At 31.3% G+C, this 12,198-nt stretch carries 10 protein-coding genes and 1 pseudogene; 1 reads left to right on the forward strand and 10 read right to left on the reverse strand.

Features of this window, described 5'->3' with window-relative positions; translation table 11 throughout:
* Positions 1 to 21 precede the first annotated feature (21 nt).
* The 7 genes and pseudogenes from tkt to ACFVRR_RS07130 form a co-directional block, all read right to left on the reverse strand.
* Positions 22 to 2,016 carry a transketolase gene (gene tkt, locus ACFVRR_RS07100; protein WP_387326919.1) on the reverse strand — a complete coding sequence of 665 codons (1,995 nt, stop codon included), beginning with the start codon at positions 2,014 to 2,016 and terminating at the stop codon, positions 22 to 24.
* Positions 2,017 to 3,516: a glucose-6-phosphate dehydrogenase gene (gene zwf / locus ACFVRR_RS07105; RefSeq protein WP_387326327.1), complete on the reverse strand. Its 1,500-nt coding sequence runs from the start codon at positions 3,514 to 3,516 to the stop codon at positions 2,017 to 2,019.
* A 272-nt stretch (positions 3,517 to 3,788) separates the two neighbouring features.
* Entirely contained in the window at positions 3,789 to 4,979 is a 1,191-nt protein-coding gene (locus ACFVRR_RS07110) for a DUF445 domain-containing protein (protein WP_387326330.1), read from the reverse strand.
* 207 nt (positions 4,980 to 5,186) lie between these two features.
* Entirely contained in the window at positions 5,187 to 5,612 is a 426-nt protein-coding gene (locus tag ACFVRR_RS07115) for a GNAT family N-acetyltransferase (RefSeq protein WP_387326334.1), read from the reverse strand.
* Between the two features lie 54 nt (positions 5,613 to 5,666).
* A pseudogene (locus ACFVRR_RS07120) lies at positions 5,667 to 5,921 on the reverse strand (radical SAM protein); the annotation flags it as partial.
* A gap of 30 nt (positions 5,922 to 5,951) precedes the next feature.
* On the reverse strand, positions 5,952 to 6,464 hold the full coding sequence (locus ACFVRR_RS07125) for a methylated-DNA--[protein]-cysteine S-methyltransferase (RefSeq protein WP_387326337.1): 513 nt from the start codon (positions 6,462 to 6,464) through the stop codon (positions 5,952 to 5,954).
* Between the two features lie 590 nt (positions 6,465 to 7,054).
* Positions 7,055 to 7,627, reverse strand: coding sequence for a DUF1836 domain-containing protein (locus tag ACFVRR_RS07130; RefSeq protein ID WP_387326340.1), 573 nt, complete (start codon positions 7,625 to 7,627; stop codon positions 7,055 to 7,057).
* A gap of 141 nt (positions 7,628 to 7,768) precedes the next feature.
* On the opposite strand from ACFVRR_RS07130, the gene trhA reads away from it, so the two are divergent.
* Positions 7,769 to 8,416, forward strand: a complete 648-nt coding sequence (gene trhA / locus ACFVRR_RS07135; RefSeq protein ID WP_387326343.1) for a PAQR family membrane homeostasis protein TrhA — start codon at positions 7,769 to 7,771, stop codon at positions 8,414 to 8,416.
* Between the two features lie 36 nt (positions 8,417 to 8,452).
* Here trhA and ACFVRR_RS07140 read toward each other — a convergent pair whose 3' ends face one another.
* From ACFVRR_RS07140 to ACFVRR_RS07150, 3 genes are read right to left on the reverse strand one after another with little or no spacing between them, the layout of a single operon-like run.
* The gene (locus tag ACFVRR_RS07140) at positions 8,453 to 9,580 is read right to left on the reverse strand and encodes a Ger(x)C family spore germination protein (RefSeq protein WP_387326346.1); all 1,128 of its coding nucleotides are present in this window, start codon (positions 9,578 to 9,580) and stop codon (positions 8,453 to 8,455) included.
* Entirely contained in the window at positions 9,570 to 10,676 is a 1,107-nt protein-coding gene (locus ACFVRR_RS07145) for a GerAB/ArcD/ProY family transporter (RefSeq protein ID WP_387326349.1), read from the reverse strand. Before ACFVRR_RS07145 ends, ACFVRR_RS07140 begins: the two co-directional genes overlap by 11 nt.
* Positions 10,663 to 12,159, reverse strand: coding sequence for a spore germination protein (locus ACFVRR_RS07150; RefSeq protein ID WP_387326352.1), 1,497 nt, complete (start codon positions 12,157 to 12,159; stop codon positions 10,663 to 10,665). Before ACFVRR_RS07150 ends, ACFVRR_RS07145 begins: the two co-directional genes overlap by 14 nt.
* Positions 12,160 to 12,198 lie beyond the last annotated feature (39 nt).

The raw sequence follows: 12,198 nt of genomic DNA on the forward strand, positions 1-12,198 counted from the left end.
AATAAATAAAATATTATTTGATCAAGAATTTAATAAAGTTTTACTTACGTTTACTACATTCTTAGTACTAAAACCAAATAATTCCATTACTTCATTACCTGTTCCAGATGCTCCAAAAGTCTCAATTGAGATTTTTTTACCTTTAAAACCAACATAGCGTTCCCATCCAAGTGAAATCCCCATTTCAATTGAAACACGGTTTAATACATGTGATGGTAACACAGACTCTTTGTATTCATCTAATTGCTGATCGAATAGCTCCCAACTTGGCATTGCTACAACACGAACTGATAAGTCTTCTTTTTCTAATTCATTTTTACTATTCACTGCAAGTGATACTTCTGAACCTGTAGCGATTAAAATTAAGTCTGGTTGATCGTTCGTTTCTGTTAAAACATATCCACCTTTTGAAAGATTATCTAATCTAGACGCTGTTTCTTCATAAACAGGTAAATTTTGACGACTTAATACTAAAGCGATTGGTCCATTTGTATTTTGCAACGCATATGCCCAAGCATTAGCTGTTTCATTTGCGTCTGATGGACGAATAACTGTTAAACCAGGTATAGCACGTAAAGCAGCTAAATGTTCAACTGGCTCATGTGTAGGGCCGTCTTCACCAACTGCAATTGAGTCATGAGTGAATACATATGTTACTGGTAATTTTTGTAATGCTGCTAAACGAATTGATGGACGTAAATAATCATTAAATACGAAGAATGTACTTACAAAAGGTTTAACTCCACCATGTAATGCCATACCATTTGCAGCTGCACCCATCGCATGCTCACGTACACCAAAATAAATATTGCGTCCAGCAAATGATTCTACAGCAAATTTACTTTCATCTTTAATATCTGTCATTGTTGAATGAGATAAATCTGCGCTTCCACCGAAAATTTCAGGAACTGTTTTAATGTAGTGATTAATTGCTTCTCCACTTGCAACTCGTGTAGAGATTGTTTTATTCACGTCAAAAGTTAATAAATCTTCTGTTTCGATTAAAACTTCACCTTTAATTGCTTTTTCAAGCTGTGCAGCTAATTCTGGGAAAGCTTCACGGTATGCATTAAATAATTGATTCCACTCAGCTTCTTTTTCACTGCCTTTTTCTTGTATTTCTTTGAAATGACATTTAACTTCTTCTGGTACAAAGAAATCTTCTTCGTAGTTCCAAGCATATGCTTTTTTCGTTTCTTTTGCTTCTTCAAGACCTAATGGATTACCATGGGCTTTATTTGTACCAGCCACTTTTGGACTTCCGTATCCAATAATTGTTCGAACTTCAATAATTGTCGGTTGGTCTGTGTTTTGTTTAGCTTGTTCGATCGCTTTAGAAATTTCTACATGATCGTTTCCATCTTCTACTCTTAAATATTGCCAGTTAAATGATTCAGCTCTCTTTTTCATATCTTCTGAATAAGAAAGATTTAATGTACCATCTAATGAAATATCGTTTGAATCGTATAGTACAACTAACTTCCCAAGTTTCATATGGCCAGCAAGTGACATAGCTTCGTATGCAACACCTTCCATTAAATCACCATCACCAACTAATGCATAAGTAAAGTGATCGATAATAGAAAGTTTATCTTGGTTAAATTTACCTGCTAAATGAGCTTCAGCCATTGCCATACCAACAGCAGTAGCGATACCTTGACCTAATGGGCCAGTCGTAGCTTCAACACCATCAGTGTGTCCAAATTCTGGATGACCAGGTGTTTTACTATTTAGTTTACGGAAATCTTTAAGGTCTTCGATTGAAACATCATAACCTGCAAGATGTAGTAAACTATATAACATACTTGAACCATGACCAGCTGATAAAACAAAACGGTCACGGTCAAACCATTTTGAACTTTTTGGATTATGCTTTAAATGCTCTGCCCATAATGCATATGCCATTGGCGCTGCACCCATTGGTAAACCAGGATGACCTGAATTAGCTTGGTTTATCGCATCAATTGAAAGTGTACGAATTGTATTAATTGATAATGTAGAAATCGAACTCATAATTTAAATACTCCTTTTTAGATCTGTTTTGTTGTTTTCATTATCTTGTACAAAATCTGTATCTAACCACCATTTGAAACCATCTTCTGCTAATAAATCATCAGCAGCTTCTGGACCAAATGAACCGGATTTATAAGTATGAAGTGGTACTAAATTTTCTTCAAATGCTTCTAAAATTGGTTGAACCCATTGCCATGATAATTCTACTTCATTCCAATGAGCAAAAAATTTCGAATCGCCTCGTAACGCATCGTAAACTAATAACTCATACGCTTCTGGACGATCTTCCTTATTCGCAAAATACTCAGCTTGTACAGGTTCAATATTACCCTCTACGTTTTTACTATTTAAATAGAAAGAAACTCTTTCATTAGGATTAATTTCAATAACCAATAAATTTGTTCCATTGTCAGTTCTAAGGTTTTGAATCGGACTTTTGAATTCAAAAACGATTCGAGTTGATTTTTCTTTCATTCTTTTACCTGTACGGATATAGAATGGGATTCCCTTCCAAAAATCGTTTTCGATTAATACTCTAGCTGCTACATAAGTATCATTTTGTGATGAAAACTCAATTCCTGGTTCTTGTCTATATGCAACTACTTTTTTACCATTTTGTTCACCAGAACCATATTGACCTCGAACTACATGAGAAACTACTTCTTCTTTTGATAGAGGTCGAAGAGATTCAAGAACCTTTTTCTTCTCAGCTCTCACATCGCTTGCAGTATTTTGTTTCGTTAAATGCATAGCAGACATCATTAACATTTGTAACATATGATTTTGGAACATATCTCTAATTGCACCAGATTTATCATAATAACCCGCACGTTCTTCAACTCCGACTGTTTCACTTGCCGTAATTTGAACATTTGCGATATATTGATTGTTCCATAACGCTTGTAAAACTGGATTAGCAAACTCTAAAGCTTCTAAGTTTTGAACCATAGGTTTGCCTAAGTAATGATCAATTCGGAAGATCTCATCTTCATTAAATGACTTACTTAATTTTTCATTTAAATCTCTAGCAGTTTTCAAGTCACGTCCAAAAGGTTTTTCAATAATTAGACGCTTCCAACCTTTTGTCGTACCAAGTCCACTTTCCTTAATATTTGATGCAATAACTTCAAAAAATTCTGGTGCTACAGATAAATAAAATAATCTGTTTTCAGGTATCTGTAATTCCAGTTCTCTTTCTTTGACTAAATCTAATAAATCAACGAATCCATCTTTGTTCGTGATATCTAGCTGTTGGTAACGAATTGAATCTAGAAATTCTTGGACCATTTTTTGATCTTTTAAAGAACGTCTTGAAAAAGTAATTAGTGATTGCATTACTTGATTCTGAAATTCGTCATTTGAAAAATCTTTTCTACCAATTCCTATGATTGAAAAAGACTCTGGCATCTTTTGATCTATATATAAATTATATAAAGCAGGAAAAATTTTTCGTTTTGCTAAATCGCCTGTGGCTCCGAACAATACAAATGACATAGAATCCATTAACTAAACCTCCTCTTAGTCGAACATTTAACTAGTTGATAATAAAAAATATATTTTCAAACGATCTTTTATTTTTATTTAGAGCTAATGTTAGTTCAAATAATTCATTCCAATTATTCATTCGGAAAATATTTTTTACCCAAACCTATAATACATGAAAAAAATTTTTCTTTCCAATAAAATGCTTATGTTTCTATTTATTGGATTTTTTTAATTTCATTAAAAAAACCTTAATTAACTTTTGACGTTAATTAAGGCTTTAGAATGATATATTATGTGAAAATCAATCTTAGGCTTGTCAATACTAGACCAATAATAAATCCACAAACCGCTCCATTTACACGAATCCAAGTAATATCCTTACCAATTTTATTTTCCAATAAATCAGTTATTTCTTCGGTAGATAATTTTTCAATATTGTATCTTACTAAATCACTAATTTTGTGATGATATTTTTCAATTGTATTGGTTAATAGTTTCTTAAAACTTTGCTCAACAATATCAATCCAATTCGAATTTTTAATGAAGCTGATTATTTTTTTAATCGCATTTAAAATAAATGCTTCGTCATTAATTTTTGTTCTAAACAGTTTAATAGCTTGATCTACTATATATTCATAGCCTTTATTTTTCCATTCTTCTAATTGGCGAATAATGTTTTCATTCGATTTATTTTTTTCTGCTTCCAATCGAATAAACGATAAAATGAAATTCCTTCTGTCACTATTAGGGTGTTTTAATTCCGTTAGTAAATCCATTAATCCGCTATGTATAAATTCTGTTATTTTCTCTTCTCCAATCATTGGGAGAAAAGCTTTTATCATAAAAAACTTTCGCTCGATAAACTGTATAACTTCTTTGCCGATTAATTCCTTAATATGTGGTTGGCTAACAGTTTCTTCGATTTTATTAATTAAAAATTCATATGTCTTTGCATCCCATTCTTTTTCAATAACAGTATCGACAGCTTTACTTAATAAGTTCTGAGAAGATATGGAATCAATTGTCGGTTTAAATGTATTTAATAAAAATGCTTTGATTGTATCATCCTGGGTAGATGCACCAAACTGCTTGATTGAATGAACCATTTTATTTCTTGATTCATCATTTTCAAGCATCTTTTCAAATGCATTTATACCTTGATTAATCCAATCACGTTCTTCTACCTTTTCAATTAAACTTTCTTTACTTAGCCATTGATTATTAAGTGTGCTTAAAATCCCCTCTGTAATCTTCTTTCTATTTTTAGGCAATAAGGCTGTATGTGGGATCGGTACACCAAGAGGATGACGAAACATTGCAGTAACTGCAAACCAATCCGCAAGACCACCTACTAAAGCTGCCTCAAATCCACCAGAAAGGATTTGAAATAATTTAGTTTGAAACGGCATTGTTGCAGCGAAACCACAAGTAGCCACTATAAGTGAAATATTGGCTAGCCGTTTTGAATTCTTTTCTTTCATTTACTAAAAGCCTCCTGTATCTATTTGAAAATAGTATATCATTCCTTTAATTTATTTTCTAAAATCAATTCAATTAAATCATAAAAGATTTTGTCCGTAACCATAATTGGAAAGTTTTTTAAATTAACTATCAAAAAAGAGACTGTTTTCACAGCCTCAACGGATTGAGTATTGATCTACTAACTAATTTTTAAGCAGTTGAGTCAATTAAAAATTCAATTGAAAATGATGACAAGTAATATTTAATTTATTTTTAAGATAAAACCTATGAGCATCGTAGCGTTGTACCCCTGAATCTAAATGGAATTGTTCGCAATTATTTTGTTTTGCTTCATGTATTAACCAGTTCCACAAAAGTTGTGCATAGCCCATTTTACGATGATTTTCACTTGCAATTAAGTCATCAACATAAAAATATTTCCCCCATGCTAATGATTCTGTTACACGATAACCAGCAACGGCTGTTACTTCATCGTTTTCGATTACGGCTACAAGATGATAATTATTTGTGTTGATTAATCTGTTAATCGTGTTTACAAATTCTTCTTCTCTTAATTGTGGACGTAATTGACTTACTGTTTGAAACGTTTTCAAAATATCCGAACTACTTTTCATTATATTTACTTCTGCCATCTTTTATCTCTCCATTCACAAAAAACGTTCTACTATAAAAATACCATAATTTTCTATCGTTTTTTTATCTTTGCTTTTTGCCTTTTTCAATTCTTTCTCTAGAATAATAGGGGCGCACTGTTTAATATCAACCCAACTACCCCATTCTTTTTTCCGGAAAAGTGAAACAAGCATTTGTCTTACATAGCAATATGAACATGCAAATGAGCAACCAGTATAAGGATTTAAAGAGTGAGTATATCCTGAGAGAAAACCTGTACCTTTATTTAGAATGGTTTTTGGATTTTTATAAAATATTTCACTTTTCATCCAAACACTTCCTAATTAATTTTTCCATTTCTAGTTTCTAGTTTCAATTTTTAAAAGACTTTTCTTCATGTCTAATCCACCACGATAGCCAGTTAATGATCCATCCTTCCCAATTACGCGATGACAAGGAATTATGATTAATATTGGATTTGCACCAATTGCTCTCCCGACTGCTCGAACAGCTTTTGGCTTATTTAGGTAGCTAGCAATGTCGGAATAAGTATTAGTTTCTCCATAACCGATTGAGCAAAGCGCACTCCAAACTAAATTTTGAAAAGCTGTTCCACGTAAATCAAGTCTACTATTAAAATTAGTCCGCTCGCCCTCTAAAAATTCAATTATCTCTTTTTTATAAGCTTCTACTATTGACTCATCTTCTATCATTTCAAATCTAGGAAAGTATTTATCCTTAAATAAAAGTAACTCTTGAATGCTTCCACATTGTGAGCCTACGAAACATAGTCCTTTTGTAGTTGCAGCGATATGAATCTTCCAGTCTTTATGTTCGATTAAAGTCCAATATAATTTTTCAGTTGATTGCAATTTAAATCACCCTTTACTCTTCAAGTTCTTATTTAAATTTTATTATAGACTTAATTAAGAAAAATGGACGGATATGAGAATGAAAGAGCAAGAATTTGAAAAAGATTTTAGAATAAACTGCAAATAAAGTCTTGGAGAACTCAGTAAAAAGGCTTTGAGAACTGCAAATAAGTGCTGGATATCTGCAATTATGTCCTGGTGAACTGCAAAAAGGGAGTCTATCTGTGCAAATAAAAGTGTACTGCAATTAAAATTTGAAAATAGCAAATAAAATTACCTAAACTGCAATTAAATTCAAAAGAATCGCAAATAAAATAAAAAATTACCCATACCAGTTAGGGTATTATAACCTAAAGTTTGTGCACTAGAGTGTAATTTCAATTGAAAGGTAGTAAATATACTCTAACCTTTCTAGAATGAATAAAAAATTGATATATATCAGCTAATTATCTGCAAGGAAGAGATCAATTCCGTCAATAATACCCCTAATGCCTCGTACATTTTACTAAATAGGAGGGGGCAAATTCACAGCATTTCACTTAACAAATCAAACAGCCCCTTACCCATCCACAAAGCTCCAATAATGTATTCTATTTCTGCTTCTCAATCATATCCAATACTAATTTTTCAGCTGCATTTTTATATAGATTACTCATATTAACGAAAGAAGTAATTAAGAGCAATTGTTCGATATATTCTTTACTTTCATCATCAATCAGTTCAATTTCTTTGTTTACATTTTCACTAGATTGTTGAAGTTCAGTTTTAAACTTTTCGAGGTTTAGTTCATTTAAATGTAAAAAACTCGAATAAATTTCATCAATATTTATTTCATTGTTTTCAAGGATTCTTTGATTTAAACCGTTTAAAGTTTCTTTTATATCATTAATCGAAAGTGCACCCTTTAAATGGTAAATTAAACTGATTAAAATTATATGATTCTTTGTATATTTCTTATTTTTTATTGGGAAAAGCAATTTTGCTTTAGCGTAATTATTAATCATTGTTTTTGTCATTACTTTTTCATTAGAATTCGGTTTCGCAAATTTATTATCAAATAGTTGGATTACTTGATCCATATAAAGGTCAAGATTAGGAATATCATCTAATAATATTTTTTTATCTAAATCTATTTCTTCTATTAATTCATTAATCTTTTTCATTTTACGTCCTCTTTTTATGTAATTTACAGTTTAATTTTAACATAAATAAATTGTTCTTTAAACACTTGACTATATAACGTCGTTAATGATAACTTTATATGTAGTTATCAAAACTACATAACATAGTTGGAGGAGATATACATGGGGAACTTTATGCGTGAACCTATTAATTCCATGACACATTTAGTCGGTGCTGTATTATCATTATTTGGGTTACTAGCGATGGTTTTAAAGTCAACTTTTTCTGGTGGAAGTGTGTTACAAACATCTGCGGTTATTGCATTCGGTGTAAGTATGATTCTTCTCTATTCAGCTTCAACGACCTATCATATGGCAAAAGCTAGCGATAAAATAATCGCTTTCTTAAGACGGATGGATCACTCAATGATCTTTGTCTTAATTGCAGGTACATATACTCCATTTTGTATCATTAGTCTAAAAGGAACATTGGGTTGGATCATTTTTTCGATTGTATCTTTCATTGCATTTTCTGGCGTTTTGTTCAAGTTGATTTGGTTTAGTTGTCCAAGATGGTTATCAACAGCCCTTTATATCGCTTTAGGATGGGTCATTATACTTGCTTCGGCACCTTTATCTGATGCGATTAGTATGAAAGGAATGTTCGCGTTAATCTTAGGTGGAATTTTCTACACGGTTGGTGGCGTGATTTACGGAATTAAACCTAAATTTTTATCTTTTAAAAATTGGGGATTCCATGAAATTTTTCATATTTTCATTATGCTTGGAACACTTTGTCATTTCTTCTGTGTTTATTACTTTGTAATCTAAATAAACAAAAAACCATCCTCAATGGATGGTTTTTTATTATTTTAAGATACCTGTTCCAACAATTTTCACTTCAACTTTTGGTTTAATTGTAATTTTACCATAGTCTTTGTTCCAATCCAGTTTTTTCCATACTTCTGGATGAAATGAAATTAACTGTCTGCCAATTCCTAAAGCATCACAATCTGATTCTTGAACTGTTTTAATTATTTTTTCAGCTTTTAATGTTAGTTGCTTTGAAATTTTTTTATTTAACATATCAATTTCTTTTGTGGAATCTAATTCATCATGTGGGTACTCAAGTGTATCGACGTCCAGTTTTAGATTTAAATTTACGGTTATTTTATTGTCTTTTGAAACTTTAATTTCCATTTTTGGCTTATTTTTTTTCACTTGAATCGTTATATACCGTTCCCTAATATCTTTTGCTTTCGGTCTAACTTCTACATTAAATCTTGCGTACTTCTTCATTTGATCTTTAAATAAAAGTAACATAGTAGGTTCATCACCTAAAAGATTATACCCTGTATATTTGTGATCGTTAAATAATGCTACCCCAGAAATATCAATCAATTTATCATCATCTTTTTCAATTAGCGGTAAAAAAATATCTTCACCTGGGTCGAACATAATTGTACAAATCGTTTGGACATTTCCAATAGGAATCATCGTATGGCTTTCTGCGTTAGTTATTAGATCTAAAATTTCTTCACTTACAAGGGTTTCCTCTACTTTGCTTAATTTTAAAACATCTACCGCTCGGCCCTTAGTAATAATAACTTTTGCCCCTAATGAACTTCTTGGGTCTCTATATATAACATCGAATATAGGATAAATATCCTGTTTAGACAATTCATCACCAAGTAATAAAACCCTTGTTTTATTAGTAGCATAATCTCCCGCTATTTTTCGAGTAATTTTTATTCTTGCATCACTTATTGTTTTTCCAGTAACAGTAATAATGACATTTGTTGTTTTAACTTGTGAAGGATCACTTCCACCTTGACTATTTGTTTTAATGACTGCAGTTACTTGTAAATTATTATCCTTTGTTAAATCATATCCCGCACTATAAACTAACCTAGACTCTTTTAGTAATCTTTGATCCCAACAACTAGTTAAAGGCAAAATACAAATTAAAGAGATCAATACTATTTTATATTTCATATGGCTTACCGAGTTCTTTCTTTTTTCTAATAAGCGAAATAATTAATAAAATTAAAGGTAATACAAAGATAAAAACATAACTTGTAAAAGAAAGTATTGTCCCAAATTTCATTACAAATTCTTCACTATTTGGTAAAAAAGTACAGATAATCACGATGACAATTCCTATAAAAATAGTTGTTTTACTATGGCTTTTAAACTTTAAGAGTTTGCTGATTCCGAAACTAGTTAAATATAAGTAGGTCACAAATGAAGTTAAGATTGGTACAACCCAAATAGAAAGAAAGACAAGATCTAGTCTTTCAATTACTTCATAAGATAATGATTTTAATAAATATAAGATTGGCTCAGGTACGATTTCAATTTCTGCTTTGCTAAAACTCATATAACTTGTAATTAAAAAAAATGTATATAAAAGGCTAACAAAACTAATTGCGATCGTTCCAGCTTTTAATATTTTATTTGGCTTTCCTTTTACATACGGAAATAATACTAAAATGAATTCAAATCCCATCATGGAGATTAGCGCATCGTGAGCTCCAAGAAGAATGTTTTTAACCCCCGCTTGTCCGACTGGAAATAAATATCGATAATTTACATTATTGTAAGAACAAAATTCAAAGAAAATCAAAAATAAAATTAAAATACAAACGAAAGTAAAAAATCGTGCGATTACTTTCATATTTTCTTTTGCTAAATAAACCCCTGTGCCAACTATAAATAGGATTAATACAAAAGGTGGAGTAAATGTAAGAATCCATTTTTTAAGTACAGAAATGGTGATGATCACGACATAAATCGCCACAATAAAGAAAAATAAGATATAAAGATACGAAATTACAGTCCCAATATATTTACCGACTATTTTCGATACATATTCATAGATCGTTTCTTTTGGAAATCTACTACCAAGTAACCACATTATTAGTAATAGTACAAATATCCCAACCCCAGCAATTAATGTTGAAATCCAACCGTCGTGATCTGCATGTTTATGGACTACATATGGTAGTGAAAGTAATCCCACACCAATTTGAGCTTGAATGATGACGAATGTGAATTGCGTTATTGAAAGCATCTTTTCATTTTTCATCATTTTTCCATCCTCTAGAATTATTTTCTCGTTTAAAATTCTTTGGTAAAGGTGCAAATGGTCGTTTTTTCATTTTCCATGATGGCGCACGAACAACTGTATCTTTTAGGTCTGATTTTCTAAATGGAGCAAATGGCGCAAAATATGGTGACCCAAACGATTCAAGTTTACATAGATGGATTAGGATAAAACTGAGTCCAAAAACAATTCCTATTAATCCAATTAACGATGCTGCAAACATTAGTGGAAATCCAAGCAATCGGACAGAGGTTCCCATTTCATTGTCCGGTACAACAAATGATGCAATTGCAGTAAGTGAAATGACGACAATCATCGTATTTGAAACTAAATTTGCCTGTACAACAGCAGTTCCAATAACTAAACCTCCTACAACACCTATTGTTTGTGCAATTGGATTAGGTAGTCTAATTGCAGATTCTCTAAGCAATTCTAACGTTATTTGCATTCCTAGAGCTTCAATTAACGGTGGGTATGGAACGTTTTCTAATGAACTTTTTACATTAAATACTAGATCTATTGGAATAATTTCAAAGTGAAAAGAAACTAATGCAATATATAAAGCAGGCAATGATATAGAAATTAAAAAACTAACCAATCTTAAAATACGTGCAAATGAAGCGACCATCCATCGGCTATTGTAATCATCTGGTGATTGATAAAAAGTGAAAAAAGTAATTGGTAAAACAAGTGCTGAAGGGCTACCATCTGTTAAAATAGCAACCTTTCCTTCCATTAAGTTTCCAGCTATTCGGTCAGATCGCTCAGTTGTTAATACTTGCGGAAAAGGTGAATAAGGGTCATCTTCTATGAATTCCTCAAGATTACCTGGTGAATGGATATAATCAACATTTATATATGAAAGTCTCCTATGGACTTCCTTAACTAACTCCTCATTTGCAATCGTATCAATATATATAACTGCTAATCGCGTGTCAGATTCTACCCCTAATGATAAAGTTTTAACAACAAGATTAGGATTACTAATTCTTCGTCTTATTTGATTAATATTTGTCAGTATACATTCTACTAATCCGTCATGGGAGCCCCTGATCGTTTGCTCACTAATAGGCTCTTGAATAGATCTATTTTGATAGGAAGTAGTTTCTAAAATAACTACATTTTTTTCAAATTCTGTGAAAATGAGCGTGTTTCCTTTTACAATACTGAGAATACATTCATCAAATGAATCTGAACTTTTAACATCATTAATTGCTACTGTATTCGGAATCGTATCCTTGGGATTATTAATAATTTGTTGAATAATTTGGACTTCAAGAGCTTCTCTACCTACAATTGTACTAATATAGACAACTACAATCTTTTTATGATGAAACATTAAATGTCTGATTGTTAAATCACTTGTATTTATTAGTGATTTTTTTACATTTTCTACATTCTGATCCAAATTCCCACTAATTTCGATTAATGAACTTCGATTATTTTGGTTATGTTTATTAGAACGCATTATGCATTTCACCTAATTTCCAAACTCACACAATAAATT

The sequence above is a fragment of the Gottfriedia sp. NPDC057948 genome, from assembly GCF_042887255.1.
Taxonomy (GTDB): Bacteria; Bacillota; Bacilli; order Bacillales; family Bacillaceae_G; genus Gottfriedia.